Annotated in this window: 17 protein-coding genes; 4 read left to right on the top strand and 13 right to left on the bottom strand. The window is 71.1% G+C overall.

Features of this window, described 5'->3' with window-relative positions:
• Positions 1-35: 35 nt before the first annotated feature.
• The 3 genes from TK50_RS24290 to TK50_RS24280 all read right to left on the bottom strand — a co-directional run bounded on the left by TK50_RS24290 (position 36) and on the right by TK50_RS24280 (position 3,004).
• Complete coding sequence (locus TK50_RS24290) at positions 36-920, bottom strand: acyl-CoA thioesterase (protein ID WP_043967423.1); 885 nt, start codon at positions 918-920, stop codon at positions 36-38.
• On the bottom strand, positions 917-2,365 hold the full coding sequence (pyk, locus tag TK50_RS24285) for a pyruvate kinase (protein ID WP_043967422.1): 1,449 nt from the start codon (positions 2,363-2,365) through the stop codon (positions 917-919). The genes TK50_RS24290 and pyk overlap by 4 nt, the downstream gene beginning before the upstream one ends.
• Positions 2,366-2,647: 282 nt before the next feature.
• Positions 2,648-3,004, bottom strand: coding sequence for a YciI family protein (locus TK50_RS24280; RefSeq protein ID WP_043969319.1), 357 nt, complete (start codon positions 3,002-3,004; stop codon positions 2,648-2,650).
• 183 nt (positions 3,005-3,187) lie between these two features.
• Here TK50_RS24280 and TK50_RS24275 point away from each other — a divergent pair, with 183 nt between their 5' ends.
• Positions 3,188-4,780, top strand: a complete 1,593-nt coding sequence (locus tag TK50_RS24275) for a GMC family oxidoreductase (protein WP_043967421.1) — start codon at positions 3,188-3,190, stop codon at positions 4,778-4,780.
• Positions 4,781-4,846: 66 nt separating this feature from the next.
• Positions 4,847-5,719 (top strand): aldo/keto reductase, encoded by an 873-nt coding sequence (locus tag TK50_RS24270; protein ID WP_043967420.1) that lies wholly within the window; start codon positions 4,847-4,849, stop codon positions 5,717-5,719.
• Between the two features lie 39 nt (positions 5,720-5,758).
• Here TK50_RS24270 and TK50_RS24265 read toward each other — a convergent pair whose 3' ends face one another.
• From TK50_RS24265 to TK50_RS32340, 3 genes are all read right to left on the bottom strand, one after another.
• Positions 5,759-6,547 carry an esterase/lipase family protein gene (locus TK50_RS24265; RefSeq protein ID WP_043967419.1) on the bottom strand — a complete coding sequence of 263 codons (789 nt, stop codon included), beginning with the start codon at positions 6,545-6,547 and terminating at the stop codon, positions 5,759-5,761.
• A 240-nt stretch (positions 6,548-6,787) separates the two neighbouring features.
• Positions 6,788-7,195, bottom strand: coding sequence for an effector-associated constant component EACC1 (locus tag TK50_RS24260; RefSeq protein ID WP_144420376.1), 408 nt, complete (start codon positions 7,193-7,195; stop codon positions 6,788-6,790).
• Positions 7,196-7,209: 14 nt separating this feature from the next.
• Positions 7,210-9,285 (bottom strand): M48 family metalloprotease, encoded by a 2,076-nt coding sequence (locus TK50_RS32340; RefSeq protein ID WP_052503896.1) that lies wholly within the window; start codon positions 9,283-9,285, stop codon positions 7,210-7,212.
• Positions 9,286-9,482: 197 nt separating this feature from the next.
• On the opposite strand from TK50_RS32340, the gene TK50_RS24250 reads away from it, so the two are divergent.
• Complete coding sequence (locus TK50_RS24250; RefSeq protein ID WP_338390910.1) at positions 9,483-10,346, top strand: methyltransferase domain-containing protein; 864 nt, start codon at positions 9,483-9,485, stop codon at positions 10,344-10,346.
• Here TK50_RS24250 and TK50_RS33130 read toward each other — a convergent pair.
• A complete protein-coding gene (locus tag TK50_RS33130; protein ID WP_422119956.1) occupies positions 10,267-10,611 on the bottom strand; it encodes a hypothetical protein in 345 nt (114 codons plus the stop codon). The genes TK50_RS24250 and TK50_RS33130 overlap by 80 nt on opposite strands.
• Positions 10,608-10,871: a hypothetical protein gene (locus tag TK50_RS24240; protein WP_241774107.1), complete on the bottom strand. Its 264-nt coding sequence runs from the start codon at positions 10,869-10,871 to the stop codon at positions 10,608-10,610. The genes TK50_RS33130 and TK50_RS24240 overlap by 4 nt, the downstream gene beginning before the upstream one ends.
• Positions 10,872-10,949: 78 nt before the next feature.
• On the opposite strand from TK50_RS24240, the gene TK50_RS24235 reads away from it, so the two are divergent.
• Complete coding sequence (locus TK50_RS24235; RefSeq protein WP_043967415.1) at positions 10,950-11,165, top strand: helix-turn-helix transcriptional regulator; 216 nt, start codon at positions 10,950-10,952, stop codon at positions 11,163-11,165.
• A gap of 281 nt (positions 11,166-11,446) precedes the next feature.
• Here the strand turns inward: TK50_RS24235 and TK50_RS24230 are convergent, their stop codons facing one another.
• From TK50_RS24230 to TK50_RS24210, 5 genes are all read right to left on the bottom strand, one after another.
• The gene (locus tag TK50_RS24230; protein ID WP_158499191.1) at positions 11,447-12,238 is read right to left on the bottom strand and encodes an SAM-dependent methyltransferase; all 792 of its coding nucleotides are present in this window, start codon (positions 12,236-12,238) and stop codon (positions 11,447-11,449) included.
• Positions 12,239-12,491: 253 nt separating this feature from the next.
• Positions 12,492-13,730, bottom strand: coding sequence for a hypothetical protein (locus TK50_RS24225; RefSeq protein ID WP_043967411.1), 1,239 nt, complete (start codon positions 13,728-13,730; stop codon positions 12,492-12,494).
• Positions 13,723-15,222 (bottom strand): type I restriction-modification system subunit M, encoded by a 1,500-nt coding sequence (locus TK50_RS24220; protein ID WP_043967409.1) that lies wholly within the window; start codon positions 15,220-15,222, stop codon positions 13,723-13,725. Before TK50_RS24220 ends, TK50_RS24225 begins: the two co-directional genes overlap by 8 nt.
• Positions 15,219-16,637, bottom strand: a complete 1,419-nt coding sequence (locus tag TK50_RS32335) for a restriction endonuclease subunit S (protein ID WP_063838621.1) — start codon at positions 16,635-16,637, stop codon at positions 15,219-15,221. The genes TK50_RS24220 and TK50_RS32335 overlap by 4 nt, the downstream gene beginning before the upstream one ends.
• Positions 16,634-20,101: a DEAD/DEAH box helicase family protein gene (locus TK50_RS24210; RefSeq protein ID WP_241774106.1), complete on the bottom strand. Its 3,468-nt coding sequence runs from the start codon at positions 20,099-20,101 to the stop codon at positions 16,634-16,636. The genes TK50_RS32335 and TK50_RS24210 overlap by 4 nt, the downstream gene beginning before the upstream one ends.
• Between the last annotated feature and the right edge of the window lie 162 nt (positions 20,102-20,263).

Here is a 20,263-nt window from a genome sequence, read left to right as displayed (position 1 = left end):
GGCCGGGGGCCTCCCCGGTCAGCCGCCGGCTCTGCTCAGCCGCCGACGCGGCGCAGCAGGCCCTCCTGCACGGCGCTGGCGATGTGCCGGCCGTCGGTGGTGAACATCCGGCCGGTGGCCAGCCCTCGGGCGCCGGAGGCCGACGGGCTCCAGCAGTCGTAGAGGAACCACTCGTCGGCCCGGAACGGCCGGTGGAACCACAGGGCGTGGTCGAGGCTCGCGCCGACCACGCCGCCGGGGCCCCAGACCTCGCCGTGCACCGACAGCACCGAGTCCAGCAGAGTCAGGTCGGAGGCGTACGTCAGGGCGCAGGCGTGCAGCAGCGGGTCGTCGGGGAGCTTGCCGTCGATGCGCATCCACACCCGCTGGTGGGGGTCGGCGGGGCGGTCGCCGGGGCGGACCCAGCCGGGCTCGCCGACATAGCGCACGTCGATGGGGCGGGGGATCTGCCCCCAGATGCCGAGCCGCTCGGGGTAGCGGGCGAGGCGGTCGCTCATGGTGGGCACGTCGTCGGGGGCCGGCACGTCGGGCGGGGTGGGGGCGTGGTGGTCGAGCCCCTCCTCCTCGTGCCGCTGGAACGACGCCGACATGAAGAAGATCGGCTTGTCGTGCTGGAGCGCCACCGACCGGCGCACGGAGAACGACCGGCCGTCGCGGACGTTCTCCACCTGGTATGCGATCGGCTCGGCCGGGTCGCCGGGGCGGACGAAGTAGCCGTGCAGGGAGTGGACGAACCGTTCGGGGGCGACCGTGCGGCCGGCGGCGACCAGGGCCTGACCGGCGACCTGACCCCCGTACACCCGTTGCGGGCCGACCGGGGGGCTCATCCCCCGGAAGGCCATCGCGCCGGTGTGTTCGAGGTCGAGGACCTCCAGCAGCTGGTCGACGGCCGCCTGGCCGACGGTCGCCCCGTCGGTCACTGCAACGCCCGCGCGGAGGCCGCGTCGACCAGCGAGCCGAGCTGGTGCACGCGCAGGGTGTTGGTGGAGCCGGGGGTGCCCGGCGGGCTGCCGGCGACGATGACCACGTAGTCGCCGGGGTTGGCCCGGTCGAGGCCGAGCAGCGCCTGGTCGACCTGGCGGAACATGTCGTCGGTGTGCTCGACGAACGGCATCAGGAACGTCTCGACGCCCCAGCAGAGGGCGAGCTGGCTGCGCACCTCGGGCACCGGGGTGAACGCCCACAGCGGGAGGTCGCAGTGCAGCCGGCTGAGCCGCTTGACGGTGTCGCCGGTCTGCGAGAAGGCGACGAGGGCCTTCGCGCCGATGGCCCGGGCGATCGAGGACGCCGCGACGGTGAGCGCCCCGCCGTGGGTGCGCGGGTCGTGCTGGAGCCGGGGCACCCCGATCGAGCCGGCCTCGGTCGTCGTGATGATCTTGGCCATGGTGCTGACCGTGAGCACCGGGTACTTGCCGACGCTGGTCTCGCCCGAGAGCATCACCGCGTCCGCGCCGTCGAGCACCGCGTTGGCCACGTCGGACGCCTCGGCGCGGGTCGGCCGCGAATTCTCGATCATGGAGTCGAGCATCTGGGTGGCCACGATGACCGGCTTGGCGTTCTCCCGGCACAGCTGCACGGCGCGCTTCTGCACCAGGGGGACCTGGTCCAGCGGCAGCTCGACGCCGAGGTCGCCGCGGGCGACCATGACGCCGTCGAAGGCCAGGACGATCGCCTCCAGGTGGTCGACCGCCTCCGGCTTCTCGACCTTGGCCAGCACCGGGCGGCGGACGCCCTCCTCGTCCATGATGTTGTGGACGAGCTTGATGTCCTCTGCCGAGCGGACGAAGGACAACGCGATCATGTCGACGCCCAGGCCGAGGGCGAAGCGCAGGTCCTCGGCGTCCTTGTCCGACAGGGCCGGGACGCTGACCGCCACGTTCGGCAGCGAGACGCCCTTGTTGTTGGAGACCGGGCCACCCTCGGTGACCAGGCAGCGGATGTCGTTGCCGACGACCTCGCTGACCTCGACGGCCACCCGACCGTCGTCGATGAGCAGCCGGTCGCCGGCCTTCACCTCCTGCGGCAGCTTGCGGTAGGTGCAGGAGACCCGCTCCTTCGTGCCGAGGATGTCGTCCCCGGTGATCACGACCGAGTCGCCGGTGCGCCACTCGTGCGGGCCGTCGGCGAACCGGCCGAGCCGGATCTTCGGGCCCTGGAGGTCGGCGAGCACGGCCACCGGCCGGCCGGCGGCGTCGGCGGCCTCGCGGACGAGTCGGTAGACCGCCTCGTGGTCCGCGTGGCTGCCGTGGCTGAAGTTGAGTCTCGCCACGTTCATGCCCGCTTCGACGAGCCCCCGGATGCGCTCCGGTGACGAGGTGGCGGGACCAAGGGTGCAGACGATCTTCGCGCGGCGTGTCACGCCCATCAGGCTAGTCTCTCCTCCGGGTCGGTCTGCGGGCCGACCCCTTTCGGACTGCGGAACAGTTTCCGACGACGCGTCACGCCCGCGCGGGTGGCGAGCGGAACCGCACCGGAATCATCGTCCGGAGTCGTCGTGTGTCGGCGGGCATCGGCGACCGCGCGCCGGGAATCCTACCGCCCGGTGTCACCTCCCATGGGCACGCTCCCCGCCGCCGTGGCCGACGCTAGCAGCGCGCGGCAGGTGACCGCCGTCACGATCGCGACAGCGCCGGTCCCAGGGCGCAGCTCAGCTCTGCGTCCGGGCGAGGGGGAACTCCACCGAGCCGGCCGGGCAGAGGAACGTCATCACGTCGACGGCGTAGAGCCCCGCCTGCACCGCCGGGTCGGCCTCCATGACGCTGCGCACGTCGTCCACGGAGCCGGTGCGGGCCAGGCCGAAGCCGATCGGCGGGTCGGGCTCGCGTCCGGGTCCGTCGATCGACCCGGCGACCAGGACGATCCCCCGCCGCTGCAACGCGCGCATGTGCTCGGTGTGCTCGGCCTGCAACCGCTGGACCGTCTCGGCGGGCAGGGCCCGCCCGGACGGGCCCGGGTAGAGCACGATGCACTCGTACGTGTCGAGCGCGAAGTCGACCTGCGGCATCCCGGTCACGGCGTCCCCTCCCGCGCTGCCGGCCCACGCCCCGCCCGCGGACCCGCCCCGGCCAGCCTCGCACGCGCCGGCCCACCGCCGGGGCCGCTCGGCGCAACTGCCCCCTTTCCCCCTCGGTGACCAGACCACTACCTTCTGAGGGATTCTCGTAACCGGTGGTGAGTGAGGGATCGCGTGGAGGAGTTCGACTACGTCGTGGTGGGCGCGGGCGCGGCCGGATGCGTGCTGGCCCACCGGCTCAGCGCGGACCCGGCGACCCGGGTGCTGCTGGTCGAGGCCGGCGGGTGGGACCGCAGCCCGTTCGTGCGCATCCCCAAGGCGTTCAGCCGGCTGATGGACGACCGGCGCACCGCCTGGCACTACCCGGCCGAGGCGGCACCGGGGCGGCGGGAGGTGTGGCAGCGCGGCCGGCTGGTCGGCGGGTCCAGCTCCGTCAACGGCATGGTCTACGGCCGGGGCGACCGCCTCGACTGGGACGGCCTGGAGCGCCTCGGCAACCCGGGCTGGGGGTGGGACACCATGCTGCCGATCTTCCGGCGGCTGGAGGACCATCCGCTGGGCGCGTCGCCCACGCGCGGGGCCGGCGGGCCGCTGCGGCTGTCGTCGGCGACCGGCACCGACGCGCTCTGCGAGGACGTGATCGCCGCCGGCCAGGCGCTGGGCTGGCACCGGTCCGACGACCTCAACGCCACCGAGGACGAGCGGATCGGGTACGTCACGGCGACCATCCGCGACGGGCGCCGGGTCAGCGCCGCCGACGCGTTCCTGCACCCGGTGCGGGACCGGCCGAACCTGACCGTCGCGGTGGGCACGGCCGTGCGGCGGATCCTCGTGCGCGGCGGCCGGGCGATCGGCGTACGGGCCGGCAGCGGCGGTCGCACCGTCGACTACGCGGCCTCGGCGGAGGTGGTCCTCGCCGCCGGGGCGGTCGCCAGCCCGCAACTGTTGCAGGTGTCGGGCATCGGGCCCGCCGACACGCTGCGCCGGGCCGGCGTCGACGTGCTGCTCGACCGACCCCGGGTGGGCCTCGGGCTGCGCGAGCACCGGTCGGTGCCGGCGCAGTTCCGGCTGATCGGCGACGGCGGTTACAACCACATGCTGGGCAGCCTGCTCGGGCAGGGCCTGGCCACGCTGCGGTACGCGCTGACCCGGCGGGGCCCGCTGAGCCTGCCGGTGCACGACGTGGGGGCGCACATCCGGTCCACGCCGCAGGTCGACCACCCGGACGCCCAGTTGCTGATCGCGCCGTTCTCGGCGGCCCCGCCCCGGCCGGGCCACGCGCTGGAGCTGGAGACCGAGGCGGGGATGATGGGGCTGTGCACGGTCACCCGGCCGGACAGCGAGGGCAGCCTCGCCATCTCCTCGGCCGACCCGGGCACGCCGCCGCGGATCGTGGCCAACTACTTCGCCACCTCGCACGACCGGCGGGTCCTCGTGGACGCGTTCCGCCGGATGCGGGAGCTGTTCGCCACCGCGCCGATCGCCGGGCGGATCGCCGCCGAGACGGTGCCCGGCCCGGCCGTACGCGGCGACCGGGAGATCGTCGAGGCGGCGCTGGCGCTGGGCTACTGCGGCTACCACGCCGTCGGCACCTGCGGCATGGGCCCCTCCGACGAGCACGTCGTCGACGCACGGCTGCGGGTACGCGGCGTCGACGCGCTGCGGGTGGTGGACGCCTCGGTGCTGCCGGTGCTGGTGTCCGGGTACCTCAACGCGCCGGTGATGGCGCTGGCCTGGCGGGCGGCCGACCTGATCCTGGCCGACTGACTCCGGGCGGGCGGGGTACGGGAGCACAATCGACCGGACGACACGCACAGGATTGGGGTTCGACTCATGGGTGACGACGCTGGCAGGCAGCCCGCGAAGGCCTCCGGCACCTACCGGATCGGCGGCGACCTCCAGGTCGACCGGCTCGGCTACGGGGCGATGCAGCTCACCGGGCCGGGCGTGTGGGGCGACCCGAGGGACCCGGCGGAGGCGGTGCGGGTGCTGCGCCGGGCGTACGAGCTGGGCGTGACGTTCATCGACACCGCCGACTCGTACGGGCCGTTCGTCTCCGAGCTGCTGATCCGGCAGGCGCTGCACCCGTACGCCGACGACCTGGTCATCGCGACCAAGGCCGGGCTGACCCGCTCCGGGCCGGGCGACTGGCGGCCGGTGGGCCGGCCGGAATACCTGCGCCAGCAGTGCGAGCTGAGCCTGCGCCACCTGGGCCTGGAGTCCATCGGGCTCTACCAGCTGCACCGCATCGACGCGAAGGTGCCGCTGGCCGACCAGCTCGGCGAGCTGGCGCTGCTCAAGCAGGAGGGCAAGATCCGGCACATCGGGCTGTCCGAGGTGACCGTCGCGCAGATCGAGCAGGCCCGCCAGATCACGCCGATCGTGTCGGTGCAGAACCTCTACAACCTGGCCGACCGCAGCGCCGAGGACGTGCTCGACCACTGCGAGCGCAACGACCTGGCGTTCATCCCGTGGTTCCCGATCGCCACCGGCAACCTGGCGAAGCCGGGCGGCCCGCTGGACGCGATCTCCACCGACCACGGCGCGACGCCCGCGCAGCTCGCGCTCGCCTGGCTGTTGCGGCGCTCGCCGGTCGTGCTCCCCATCCCGGGTACGTCGTCGGTGGCGCACCTGGAGGAGAACGTGGCCGCCGCGCAGGTGCAGCTCACCGACGACGAGTACGCGGCCCTCGCGAAGGCCGCCTGAGCCCACCGTCGTGGTCGGACGCCCCCCGACGCCGGCGGGTCAGAGCGCGTAGCAGTCGGGGCGCACCGGGGAGTCGGTGAGCGCGCCCCGGACGACGGTGTACGTGGTGCCGTCGAGGACGAGGCCGAGGTGCCCGACGAGCCGCAGCGGGCACCACGACTGGATGAGCACGTTGGTGGCCCCGTCGGCGAGGGTCGCGTTGTCGACGGGCCGGACCAGCTCGTCCTGGAGGGTGCGCACGGCCGTCCAGCGCACGTCGCCCGGGGTGTCGTCGCCGTCGTTGAGGGCGGTGAGGAAGCTCGACCCGATGGCCATCTGCTGGCAGGCGACGATGCCGAGGCAGCTGCCGAGGCCGAGGAACTTCGCGATGTCGGCGACGTAGGTGCCGTAGTGCGGGGTGCCGAGGCTGACGTACCGGCCCACCTTGGTGCCGCCGCCGAGGTTGCGGATGAGGTAGCGGGAGACCAGCCCGCCCTCGGAGTGGGCGACGAGGTCGACGCGGGCCGCTCCGGTGGTGGCGCGCACCTGGTCGACGTACGCGGAGAAGGCCCGGGCGGAGTCGGCGATGTCGCCGAAGCCGAGGCCGGGGAGCTGGAAGATCGACACCCGGAAGCCGTCGGCGCGCAGCCGGGCGGCGAGCGGCTCGTAGCCGAGGGCGGGGGTGCTGAGCCCGGCGACGACGATGACGGGGTTGGCGGCAGCGGCGGCCCGGGCGGCGGCGCTGGCGGGTGTGGCGGCCTGGGCTGCGGCCGGGGAGGGTCCGGCCAGCACGGCGGCGGCGGTGGCGGTGGACGCGGCGAGGACGGCGAGGATCTTTCGGAGCAGCATGGCTGCACCTCCTGGTGGGGGTGTCCCGGCCGGGCCGGGCGGAGGCGAGGGGCGTTCCGATCGATCGTGGAAAGATGATGGGGCTGGCGATCCAGCGACGTCAATGAGAAGTTACGCGCGAGTAACAGGATGTCGCGCCCAGCGCGAATTCCGGCGACCCGGGCTCATGATCGAATCCATGTCGGCGAGATGGCGGTATCCACGGCGGCCGGATACCGCCACCTCCCCGACATGATCGTGCTACTCGGCAGCGCCTACCTCACCGGCCGCCTGACGGAGCGCCCGGGTGGCCTGGTCGATCAGCTTCGTGGCGTCCGTGCGGCCGTTGACCTGGATCTCCACCTCGGACTCCCCCGCCTGCACCCGGACGCTCACCTCGGTGCGCTGCTGGTCGACCCAGCTCTGCAACAGGTGGAACAGCCCCGGCAGCAGCGCCTGCGCCACCACCGCGATGATCACCGCGTCGCTGAACCCGGGCCGCCCGCCGGACCGGCCGCCCCCGGCGTCGCGCACCCCGGCGCGGAACTCCGGGCGCTGGTGGATCCAGGTCAGCAGCGGCACCCGGGGCGGCCGGGCGGCGCGCGGCGTCAGCACCAGCCGCACCGGCTGCCGCGCCCCCGCCGACGTCCCCGTCGAGGTCTGCGTCACGTGGTGGCTCTCCTTCACTCGCCGCTGGGCAGGAACGTGATCTTGCCGTCGACCACCGACAGGACGCCGTCGACGCCGAACGAGTCGTCGTCGCTGAACGGGGTCGCCCCGAAGTAGCCGTCGGTGGTGCCGGTCGCCAGCACCGACCCCTGCGCGTCGTACGGGGTCGACACCCGGGCCGTGGCGGGGCCGGTGAGCTCCACCGCGATCCGCGGGTACTCGGTGATCTTCCAGGCGATCTTCTTCACCGCGCTGCCGTTGTAGTAGCGGAAGGGGCAGCCCGCCGGGGCGGCCACCTTCTGCGCCGCGCAGGCGTCCAGGTGCCGGCGCACCTCCGCCTCGGCCGCCTCCCGCGCGCCCGGGGCCAGCACCGGCTCCAGCCGCACCTGACCCGCGCTGTCCATCCCGGGGACGACGGCGACGGCCTGCGCCGGGGTCTCCGCGAGCACCGTGCTCTGCCCGCCGACCGTGTAGACGCCGGGCAGCAGGGCGAGGATGTAGCCCTCGGGGGGCGTCTCGACGGGCACCCCGTTGACCGTCAGGCCCACCTGCCCACCGGGGACGCCCAACGTGACCGGCCCGCCGGCAAGTCGCCACTCGTGGAACAGGCCCAGGGTCGCCGACTCCTGCCGGCGCAGCGACAGCTCGGCCGGCACCCGCTGGCCGGCGAGGCTGAACTCCACCTTCGCCGTGGCCTCGTCGCCGTCCCGGTCGACCGAGAGCACCTCGACGTCGTCGGGCGGCTGGTAGCCCTTCGCCTCGACCAGCGCGGCGAGCCGGTCGACGTCGCCGGCCGCCGACCGCGCGGCGGGGGTCAGCAGCTCCAGGGCCGCCCGGGCGTCGTGGTCGGCCAGCGCCGAGAAGTAGCCGTCGACGGCCTGCGCCGGGCGGAACAGGGCCCACTGCGTCACCCCGAGCAGGATGCCGCCGAAGGCGCAGGCCAGGGCCAGCGCGCCGGCGACCAGCATCGCCCGTGGGGAGGCGACCGCCCCCGGCCGCCCGAACAGGCCCTCGGCGGTCACCGGGGCGGCGACGACGCCGTCGGCAGCCGCCGGGGTGAGGGCCTCCAGCCGGTCCAGCCGCAGCTCGGACGCCGGGTGCGTGGCGCAGACCGCCTCGTCCCAGCCGCTGCGCCCGGTCTCGAACGACCTGCGCCGCTCCAGCATGTCCCGCAGGCCCTGGGCGTGGCCGGCGAGCACGGCGCCCGCGTCGGCCCGGTACTCGGCGGCCCGCACGTCGCGAGAGTGCAGCGGCAGCACCACGTACTTCATGGTGAGCAGCACGGGCCAGAAGAAGACGAACACCACGAAGTTGGTCGCCGGGTGCGGGAAGGTCCGCATCAGCCACGTCGGCACGGCGTGCACCAGCACCAGGGGCAGCGCCACGCCACGGACGAACGCGCTGGTCACCTCGTCGCCGGTGCGCCAGTGCACCAGTTCGTGGCTGAGCAGCGCCGCGACGTTCTCGTCGGGTTCGTCGAGCAGGCCGGTGGTGACGACCACGTGCCGGGCGTACGCGCGGGCGTTGGTGAGTAACGGGTCGTCCTCGATGAGCAGCCGGGGCACGGTGGGCAGGCCGAGGGCGCGCGCGCAGTCGTACAGGACGGGTCGGAGCCGTTCGGCCTCGCGGCGGCTGAGCCGGCGCGCGCCCGAGATGGCCAGCAGGCGCGGCTCCCACATGAGCCGGTAGAGGGTGTAGAGCACGCCGATCAGCACGGCGGCGACCATCATCCCGGCCAGCCCGGTGAGGATGCTCGCCGGCTCGTCGATCGCCTCACGCCACGGCAGCGCCAGCACGAGCAGGGACCCGGCCAGGAACCCGACCGCGACGCCGAAGAAGCCGCCGAGGACCCCACCGGAGCGGTCGAGGAAGGCGTCGAGCAGCGAGCCGACCAGCGGGGCGTCCCGCACCGGCTCCGGCAACACCTCGCCGAGGTTGCCGCCCCCGTTGACGATGCCGGCCACGCCGAACACGATCGCGCCGCCCACCCCGAGGAACAACGCGGCGGGCACGTAGAACCAGGTGGCCAGGAACGCGCCCAGCACCCCGCGCCAGTCGCGCACCACCCCGGCGCGCAGCCAGACCAGCACGCTCGGATATCCGGGGGGCCGGGCGGCGAAGCGCTGCGCGAGGCGGGACGCGCCCTCGCCCCCGCCGGTAGACGCGGGATCGGCGGGCGTTGCGGAATCGGCCGGTGTGTCGGCTGCGGCAGGTCTGACCTGCGGGTCAGGGTCCGGGTCGCGCACGGCGGCTCCTCGACTCAACCGCCACCGGGAGAGGGTGGCGAATGGGAACGGATAAGGGCACGGCGTTTCGGACGGCGGCTCGGCCGACCGTCGGAGGAATTGCGCAGGTACGACGAATGCCACCGATCCCATGCACAGGAGTCGACGACGACGCAGCACATTACCCGTCCACAGTGGATCTCGCCAGCGGAATTCCGACAATGGCTCATGACTCCAGTCAGGGTGGGCGGCAATGGAATTCACAGGAAGTGAAAACCGCTCGCCATTTTCGAGGCAGGCATCGACACTCCCCATCGTGGACGACGCCGTACGACGCAACCGGGCCGCCTGGGAAACCGCCGCCGGGAAGTACGTCCGGGAGCACGACGACCTGCTGCGCGAGGCGCGGGAGAGCACGTCGCTGTTCCCGCCGGCGCGCCGCCGAACTGGGGCTGGCCTGCCGGTACGTGGTGGCCGAACTTCCCGGCGCTCCGCTGCGCGACGGCTGCGCGGACCTGGTCTACACGGGCAAGGGCGCGCTGATCTGGATGCGGGACCTGGCCGCCTGGGCGCGCGACGTCGCCCGGCTGCTGCGGCCGGCGGGTCACCTGTTCGTGTACGAGGCGCACCCGGCGGCCGCCCTGTGGAGCTGGGACGCCGACGAGCCCCGGATCCGGGCCGACCGCAGCTATTTCGGTGATTGCTTCGTCAACGACACGTTCCCGGGAAACGGGGCGGTGGAATTCCAGTGGACCCTGGGGGAAATCGTCAACGTGGTGCTCGCCGCCGGCCTGGAGCTGCTCCACCTGGCCGAACACCCCGAACCGTTCTGGCGGCCGGGCGGAATCACGGCGGCGGCGTGGTCCGGGCGGCTGCCGAACGCGTTCTCCCTGCTCGCCCGCCGCCGGCCGGAGCCGGCACGTTAGCCAGCACCCGCAGCCCGGCCGGCTGCACGAAGATCGACCGGCGCGCGACCGCGTCGCCCCGCACGTCCATCTGATACCCGTCGAGCCAGGTCCAGCCGTGGTAGGTGATCCAGTCGGCGTGCACCCGGATCAGCCGAAAGAAGATCGGCTGGACGAACTGCGGGCTCGCCGCCCGGGTCACGTGCAGCAGCGTCCCCGCCCGCAGCAGGGCTTCTGTCGGCGCATAGGGAGCTGAGTCATCGGCGACATCACGCGCGACGCTCACGGCTTCCCACCCGCACCGCCGCCCGCACCGTCGTCCCCGGACCGGTCCGCCACCCGGTCCCCCGCCCCCTCCTCGGGCTCCGGCCCGTGCGGCCAGTGCCGGTGGCTGATCGGCAGGCGGTGGCGGTGCCGGCAGGGCATCTCGTTGCCGCACGCGCAGACGTACCGCCACCGAACCCACGACCACACGGGCTTGTGCCGACAGACCAGGGTCAGGGCGGTGGCGAGCAGGTATTCCTTGTAGGACACTCGTCGTGGCATAGGGCCACCATTGCGGCAGGCCAACCGGTCAAATGGCTATTGCCGATCGGACAGCGACGACCGCCCTACCGTCGGCGCATGGGTCGTGGCTCAGTGCTCCTGATGGGGCCCTACGAGATCGCAGAGCGCCTGGGCGTGTCGCGGCAGCGGTTCCAGCAGCTCACCCGGTATCCCACCTTCCCGAAGCCCTACCAGGAGTTGCGCGGCATGAAGGTGTGGCTGGCCGAGGACGTCGAAGAGTGGATCAGGAAGTACCGCCAGCCGCGCCCCACCGAGGACGACACCCCGGAGTGAGCCTTGGCGTGACGGGTGTCGGGCCGGCAGGAGTCAACCACACGTCGCAGGCCGGGCCACCTCGTCGGGCAACCGCTGATGGGCATCGGTCCGGGCACACCGCAGATCCGCGAAGGCCAGGTCCGCCCGCAGATTCAACCTCAGAGGAACGCGACGACCTGGCCGCCCGGGCAACGTGGAGCCGCCCGGCCCAGACGCCGACCGGGTAGGCGGCGCGGTCCATCCCGCAAAGCCGCCTACCCGGCCTGTGAGCATGCCGAACGCGGGCGCGTTGTCACGGATCAGCCGGCGATCCGGCCCATCGCGCCGTAGCCGAGCTGCCGCGACGGCGTTTGGGCATCCAGGTCCAGACCCGGGTCCGGACGCCAGTCCGCCATCAGGGTCACCCCCGGGTCAACCAGTTCCATACCTTCGAACCAGGACGCGAACGTCGCCTTGTCCCGCACGTGGAGGGTCGCGCCGACCCCGGCCTGGTAGGCGGCGACCATTCGGTCTACCTGCCCTCTTGTTTCCGCGTCCACCGTGTCGGCGGTGAGGTGGGAGATCGCGAGGTAACTGCCAGGCGCCAGGGCGTCCCGGTATGCCGCGACGAGCCCCTTCGGATCATCCTCGTCGGGAACGAACACGAGCAGCCCACCCAGGATGATCCCCACCGGCTGAGACAGATCGATCAAATCGCGGATTGCTGGGTGTGCCCATACCTGTTCAGGATGCCTCCCGTCGGCTTCCGCCATGGCGACGAGCGGCTCCTTCGCAAGAATTTCCTCGCCGTGGATGACAGCCGACGGGTCGTTGTCCACATATATTACCCGCGCGCGGGGGTTGAGGGCGTGCGCCACCTCGTGCGTATTGTTGGCAGTCGGCAGACCCGCCGCGATATCGATGAACTGCTCCACCCCCTGCGCCACCAGATATCGCACGGATCGGCGCAGCCAGTCCCGGTTACCGCGAGCCAGCAGGTCGACGCTGGGTAGCGTCAGCTTGATGCGCTCCGCCTTCTGCCGGTCGATGGCGAAGTTGTAGAGCCCTCCCAGATAGTAATCGTAGATCCGTGCGATGTTGGCGTTTTCCACGTCAGCTACCGCCCCATCCAGGCGGTTGGCTATTGCCGTCATTCGAGCCCCTTCAGAGTTTGCTAAGTCGCGGGACCGGATCGCCGGTCCGCCACATGATAATCCGACAACCACGTATATTGCGATGCTGTGTCCATCATCGATTTGACTGTACGGACGTTCTTACGGCAGCCGTCGCTCGTGGTCGTCAGCTTGGAAGAGGCTCAATGATGACGGTTGCGGTGGTGGTTCACAGGGCCGACGGTCGGCCAGCTCAGCCCTCGTCGCCCCCGCTCTGGCCGGACGCTCGATCGGTGATCAGGCTGGAGAGCTTGCCCGTCGCCGTCCTGGCCAGGTCGAAGGTCGCGTTGCCGAGGCGCTTGGCGGCATCGACGCCCTCTGCTCCCGTCTCGAGCGCCTTGTCCGTCACCTCCATGGCCGCGTCCGCCCATCGTCTCGCCTCCGGCGACCGTCGGTCGCCCTCGATTCCGAGCCGCCCATGGAAGTCGACGATGGCGACCGAGACGTGGCTGCTCGACTGCACCACAGCCGGAGCGTCGAACGGATGCATCAGCACCTTCGTGTTGGCCCTGCCGGCGGCCGCGTCCAGGCGGGCCATCAGGCGCTCGGTACACCGTGAGATGAGCGCCAGCCGATCCTCCCGAGCAGCCTTCAGGCCGAGGCGGTGCCCGTCCAACTCCCCCGGGGACGCGTCCAGCACCCGATCGAGTTCGAGCACGGCGACCGCGTCCTGCAACTGGAAGCAGCGGGCCAGCACGGCGAGCCACTCGCGCGCCGTGGACTCTACCTCCTTGGCCGCCTTGGCGAGATCACCAATTGCAGTCTTCCGCTCCAGCTTCTCCGCGAGTGCGTCGAGTTGACGCAACGCGTACGCCTGGGTCTCCGCGATCGTGGCCGGCGCGCCCTGCACCTTCGACCACGTGACCTCGTCGACCCGTCCATTCTTCGCCTCGCGGACGGTCATGACCTCCTCGATGACGAGACCCACTCCGATCATCCGGGCCAGCACCGCGTCCTTCTGGGCGCGCAGCACATCGTCGACCTTCTCCTCGATCCTGGCGAGATAGTCAGTGATCTCCTCCATTGTCTGCTGCATCGCGAGCTGAGCCATGATGCCCGCAGCGCCAGCCAGAACCGCCGGGTTACCCGCAATCGCTTTAGGCGCCTTCTGGATCTGGAGCCACGACTTGATCGAGCCCGGCTGCCCCACCATCGCATGACTGACGCCGGGGGTCTTGCTCGGCATCAGCCCGAACTTCTGGACCTTCTCCGCAGACTCCTTGGTCAGCTTCACCCAACGGCCTGAGTTGGCGGCAACCTCGGAGGCTGCCTGGGCGACCGCAGCTCCGGCGCTGAGGGCAGGCCCGAGCCGTTGCAGTTTGAGGTCCCTCGCCGGCAGCCCCTCGGAGACGAGAAAGAGTTCGACAGCCCTCGGGTTCCCGATGACCGCCAGCCCATCGCCGTCACTGATCAGCTCGATATCGTCATTCATCGCCGGCCCCTGACGTTTGGGCTCCCAAGGCTTCGGCGATGGCGGCGAACTCCCGCAGCGCCGCCTGGAGGTCCTCGACGATCTCCTGCGCGATCACCTCGGGCGGCAGCAGCGCGTCGGCATCCTCCAGGGACGCGTCCTTCAACCACGTGATGTCGAGGTTGACCTTGTCGCGGGCGATCAGCTCGTCGTACCCGAAAGCCTTAAACCGCTCGGTCTCGACGCGCTCCGACCGGTCCTTGCCGGGCAGGTAGCAGTCCACGAAGTCCTGGAGGTGTTCGCGGCGCAGCGGGTTCTGCTTGAGCGTGAAATGCTGGTTGGTGCGGAAGTCGTACACCCAGAGCTTTTCGGTCCACGGCTGTTCGCGGGCGCGCTTGCGCTCGAAGAACAGCACGTTGGCCTTCACCCCGCCGGCATAGAAGATGCCGGTGGGCAGGCGCAGCATGGTGTGCAGGTCATACTGGTTGAGCAGCCGGCGGCGGATGACCTCGCCCGCGCCGCCCTCGAACAGCACGTTGTCGGGCAGCACGACCGCCGCCCGCCCGTCGATCTCCAGCAGCGAGGCGATGTGCTGCACGAAGTTGAGTTGCTTGTTGGCGGTGGTGGCCCAGAAGTCGGCGCGTTCGATCTCACGTTCCTCGCGGCTGGCCTTGCCGCCCTCCCCCACCATCCGGATCGACGAGCTGCGGCCGAACGGCGGGTTGGCGAGCACCAGGCTGACCCGCTGGCTCGGCTCTCGGCCGAGCGCGTCGGCCACGGTGATCAGCGACGGGCCGTTCGGGGTGCCGATGCCGTGCAGCAGCATGCTCATCGCCGCGAGGCGGGCGGTGCCGTCGACCAGCTCGGTGCCGGTGATCGCCCCGTTGGCGAGCCGCCGCCGCTGGTCCGGGGTGAGGGAGCTGCCGTGGTGGCGCTGGATGTGGTCGAACGCGGCGAGCAGGAAGCCGCCCGTGCCGCACGCCGGGTCGGTGATCGTGTCGTCGGGGGTGGGCAGCATGCAGTCGACCATGGCGGCGGTCAGCGCACGCGGGGTGAAGTACTGCCCCGCGCCCGACTTCGCGTCCTCGGCCCCCTTGGCCAGCAGCTCCTCGTACGCGTCGCCCTTGACGTCGACGCCGGTGCCCGACCACTTCTCCTTGTCGATCAGGTCCACGATCAGCCGCTTGAGCTTCGCCGGGTCCTGGATCTTGTTCTGCGCCTTGCGGAAGATCGTGCCGAGCGTGCCGCCCTCCCGGGCCAGCCCGGTGAGGATGTGCCGGTACTGCACCTCCAGCGCGTCGCCCTCGGCGTCGAGCAGGGTCTGCCAGCTCAGCTCGCTCGGCACGATCTGCTCCGGCCGTAGCTTCCGGTTGGCGCGCTCGTCGGCCATCTTGAGGAACAGCAGGTAGGTCAACTGCTCCACGTAGTCGATCGTCGAGACGCCGTCGTCGCGCAGCACGTCGCAGTAGTTCCAGAGCTTCTGCACCAGGCGGCGCGAATCCACAGTGCTCACAGTGGCAAGGCCTCCTGCTGGTAGTCGTCGCCGGTCACCCTGGTCGCCGGAGCCGGCAGCTCCTTGGCGGTACGTCGAGAGCGCGTCCGCTGCTTCGGGATGCTGGCCGCCCGCTCGGCCCTGATCCGGGCGAGCAGTTCGGAGGCGGGCTCGTCATCCGGGTCCTGCGCCACCAACCGCCCCGCAAACGCCTCAGCGAGCAACGACGCCCGTAGCGCCACCGATTGTCGCCGGGCCCGCTCGATCGCCTCGATCAGCCGATCCACCCCGGCAAGCTGCTCGGAGACACGAGCGACGATCTCCCGCTGCTCGGCGAGAGGGGGTATCGGAAACTCGACGGACTTGAACCTGGACGCGGAAAGGTGCGCGATGTTGGTGGTAATGCGGACCTCGCGGGAGAAGCGCCCGGCGTGCATGTGACGCCGGAAGACCAGGAGCGCCCACTCCGGATCGACCCCGGGGCCGGCCCGGAAACGGAGCAGGCTATTGGTGAACGCGACCTCTTCGGGAATGCCGCGATAGAGCGCCGGACGGCCGAGCAGTTCCGGACTCTGGCCCTCGTTGAGGAGGATGTCGCCCCGCTCAAGCCTGAACTTCTCGAAGACAGCCGGCGGAAAGTCCATCTCCATCACGTCAGTGGTGTCGATGCGATCCTCGAACACGTTGGCTACCCGCAGATAGGGGCGCATGTGTGGTCCGGTGTGCCAGTCCGGGTGTCGCTGTCGGCCGAGGTCAACGCGACCGGCCTCCGCCACCGTCACGATCCGCCATCCAGCGTTTCCACTCAGCGGGACAGACTCAACCAACAACCTCTTCTTCAGCCCGCGCAGGCGCAGCAACTGTTTGACAAGCAGATCGTCCCCAACGACAAGCCGAGAGATCTGCTCTTCCACGGCGATAACGACGCGGCGTTGTTCGACCAAGGGCGGGACCGGCAGTTGCAGAGAAAGCAGGGCCTGCTGCGAGATGTTCCGCATCGAGTCCTGTTGGCCGCTGGCGCGGGCCGAAATCTGACGCCTGATCGACGGCGAAGACAAAACCTGGAGCAGCCAGCCAGGATCGATCTCACGGGAGGGGATCAGCCGTAGGCTCTTGTCACTGAGCAGCAGCCTGGGACGGCACTTACGGACCAGGACGGGTGCACCTACGTACTGCTCGGTATTCGCGCGGCTCACCAGGATGTCGCCTGGCCGAATCTCGAACCTCGGGTCGAACTCCCGATCAGCAGGAAGCGCCTTGTTCTCCTGTTCACGGAACTCGCCCCAGGTCATCGCGCTGACCTTGATCACGCCCCACTCATCATCACGTGCGGGTCGCGGCTGGCACGTGAACGACTTGCCGGCCTCGATACGAGTCACCAGATCGCCAAGCGTGCCCCATGCCCAGGACGGAGGGATCTCGGGACGGTCGGTCACGCGGACAGCTCCCCGTTGAGTTCGTCCAGTAGCGGTTCGGCGCGGTCGCCGAATGCGTTCGCGTACCCGTCGATGCCGCCGCGTTCCGTGAACGGCGCGCCCTCCAGGTCGTCGGCGGTGATCTCCACGCTGACCGCTATCACGTCCTTGATCCTCTCCAGCCACCACACCTGGTCGGCAGTGAACGTAGCCCCCGCCTGTTGCTGCCGCAGCAGCCACCCACGGAAGCGCTCCTCTATGGACGTCCGATATGGACGTAGTTCCTGGTCGAGCCCCAGTTCGTACCGGATCAGGGCCACCAGGTCCGTCACGCCGCGCGGGCCGGGCTGCTCCGAGGTGCGTCCGAGCAGGACGTACGCCTTCCACAGCGACTCCGGCGTCCACGCCTGCGGCGGCCGGGCGATGCGCGTGGCCAGCTCCTTGAGCTGGCCGTAGCTGATCCGGCCCTTGCCCTCGTAGAACACCTGCAACGCGGTGATCTCGTCGCGGTGCTGCTCCAGGTAGTCGTGCCAGCTCCGCACGGTCACCCGGGCGCGTTCGGCGGCGGGCACCCCGGCGGCGGAGACGAGCCGGTCGGAGTTGACCTCGTCGATGGTGATGTCGTGCGCCTGGCGGATCTCCAGGATGCGTTCGCGCAGCTGCGGGTTCGCGGCGAGCGGGCGCAGCGCGCCGGCCAGCAGATCGCGTACGGCCGCCGGCCCGGCCTGGGTCGCCGGGTTGAGCTGTTCGGGGGCCACGGCCTCGACCAGGCCGGCGACGATGCCGGTGAGGGGCTGGCCGCCCAGCTCGGCCAGCTCCGCGCGCTCGTCGTCGGTGAGCTGCCGGTCGAGCCGGGACAGCCGGGCGGCGAGGGTGGCCACCTCGTCGGGGTTGGCGGTGAGCGTGCCGGCCTTGCGCAGCAGGTCGCGCAGCGAGATCTGCTGCTCGGTGTGCCGGTGCAGCGGCACCGCCTCGTCCAGGTCGGCCTCGGTGACGCCGACCGCGTCGACGATGACGAACCGGTCCTTGACCTCGGCGTCGGGGGTGACGGACTGGAAGTCGGCGGGGTCGATGGTGCGCGCCCCGCGCCCCTTCATCTGCTCGAAGTAGGTGGCGCTGCGCACCGGGCGCAGGAAGAACACGCACTCGAGGGGCTTCACGTCGGTGCCGGTGGCGATCATGTCGACGGTGACGGCGACGCGCAGCTCCGGGCTGTTGCGGAACGCCTGGATGAGGGCGTCGGGGTTGTCGCCGTCCCGGCGCGACGAGTAGGTGATCTTCTTGGCGAAGTCGTTGCCCCGGCCGAAGACGACCCGCACCATGGCGACGATCTCCTCGGCGTGGTTGTCGTCGCGGGCGAAGATCAGCGTCTTGGGCACGGTGGAGCGGCCGGGGAAGATCTCGGTGAACAGGCGGTCCCGGAAGGTCTCCAGCACCAGCTTGAGCTGCCCCTTGGCGATGACGGACCGGCCGACCTGCCGCCCGTCGTAGGTGAAGTCGTCCTCCAGCTCCTGGTAGCGCTCGGCGCGGGTGCGGCGGTCGCGCAGCGGCACGACGATGCCGGCGGGGATGTCGCCTCCGCCCTCGGTGATCTCGGTCCTGATGCGGTAGACGTCGAAGTCGACGTTGACGCCGTCGGCGACGGCCTGCTCGTAGGTGTACTCCGAGACGAGGTTCTGGCCGAAGAAGCCGAGGGTCTGCTTGACCGGGGTGGCGGTCAGCCCGACCACGAACGCGTCGAAGTATTCGATGACCGCGCGCCACTTGCCGTAGATGGAGCGGTGGCACTCGTCGACCACGATCAGGTCGAACGTCTCCGGCGGCAGGTGCGGGTTGTAGCCGACCTCGGCCGGGGCGTCCAGGTCGTAGCTGTCGTACGCGCGGTCGTCGACGTCGACGTCGGGCAGCTCGTCGCCGCGCAGCGCCCCGTACAGCCGCTGGATCGTGGAGATCACCACGTTGGACGAGTCGAGCATCCCCGCGCCGGATAGCCGGTCGACGGCGTACAGCTCGGTGAACTTCCGGCCGTCGTCGGGGGTCTGGTAGGCGGCGTACTCGCGCAGGGTCTGCTTGCCGAGGTTGTTGCGGTCGACCAGGAACAGGATGCGGCGGGCGCGGGCGTGCTTGAGCAGCCGGTAGCTGGCCGTGACGGCGGTGAACGTCTTCCCGGCCCCGGTGGCCATCTGGATCAGGGCGCGCGGCCGGTCCTCGGCGAGGGAGCGTTCCAGGCCGTCGACGGCGTCGACCTGCGCCGGGCGCAGGCCGAGCCGGTCCAGCGCCGGCATCCGGCGCAGCCGGGCCCGCAGGGTGGGCGCGGCCGGCTCGTCGTCCGCCTCCCGCATCCACCGCGCGCGCGGCTCGGGCCGGTGGAAGGCGAACACCTCCCGGGTACGCGGGAACGGGTCGAGCCCGTTGACGAAGGTGGTCTCGGTGCCGGTGGCGACGTAGCCGAACGGCAGGGGCGCGTCGCGCCGCCAGGCGCTGAACTGCTGCTCGGGGGTCAGCCCGGTGAGATACCGGTCGAGTTGCGCCTCGACGCCGCGCGGCGCGGTGCCCTCCCGCTTGGCCTCGATCACCCCGACGAGGCGCTGGTCGACGTAGAGCAGGTAGTCGGCCCGGCCGGTGGCCAGGGTCACCTCCCGTACGGCGACGCCCGTGGCCTCGTACAGGTTGAGGTGGTTCTCGTTCTGCACCGACCAGCCGGCGGCGGCGAGCTGGCGGTCGATCTCGGCGCGGGTCTGCACCTCGTTGAGCGGCTCGTGGGAGGCGCGGCGGGCGCGGCTGATGAAGTCCTCCCGCTTGGCTGCGGACACCTTCGCCGGCTTCGCGCTGTCGAACGCCTGCTGCGCCGCCTCGACAGCCGGCTCCAGGCTTTCCAGCAGCGCAGCAGCCTGCGGGCGACGGGCGTCGGCGTCCCGCACGGCCTGCTCGGCGGCGGAAGCCGCGGCGGCCTGCGCCAGGGCCAGCGACGGCTGCCCGTCCAGCAGCAGCTTCGTCTCGGCGAGTTCCCGCTTGTACCGCTCGATCTCGGCCCGTAGTCCCTCGGCGACCGACGCGGAGACCTGGGCCGATGGCGGGGTGGGCGGCACGAAGCCGAACGGCGTACGGTCGTCGGTCAACGCCCGGTGATACCAGACGCCCAGCTCGAAGCAGGTACGCAGCAGCTCCAGCGCCTCGCGGACCTCGCCCAGGTGATCGTGGACGGCCCTGTTCCCCGTGTCCCGCAGACGATCGAAGGCGGCGTACACCTTCGTGGTGAGGGCGCCTGCGGTGTGCAGGGCCTGCACCTGGTGGAAGAAGCTGTCCTTGACCGGGGCGACCTGGGTGCGCCGTACCAGGTCACGAGCGAGGACGTCCCCGAACGCGCGGGCCTTGAACATCGCCGACTGCGCGTCGACGTAGACCAACAGCTCCGCGCCGGCCCCATACCAGACCAGCAGCGGATGGTCCTTCAAGAACCCGAAGTTGGCGGATTGCTCCGCCAAGCGGCGTACCTGTCGAGGATCCACGACTCTCCACGTCCATTGTCGACGGTGAACACGACAGGATATGAGGGAGTGCCCACATCCACCCACCCTGGACGTATCGGGTATCCGACAGAAGTTCACAGATACTATCGACGATCTTCATCCGTTGATGGGTCAAGA

The sequence above is a fragment of the Micromonospora haikouensis genome (genome assembly GCF_000876225.1).
In the GTDB taxonomy this organism is placed as follows: Bacteria; Actinomycetota; Actinomycetes; order Mycobacteriales; family Micromonosporaceae; genus Micromonospora; species Micromonospora haikouensis.
Note: the sequence above shows the minus strand (reverse complement) of the source record. Positions and strands in the feature narration are given on the sequence as shown.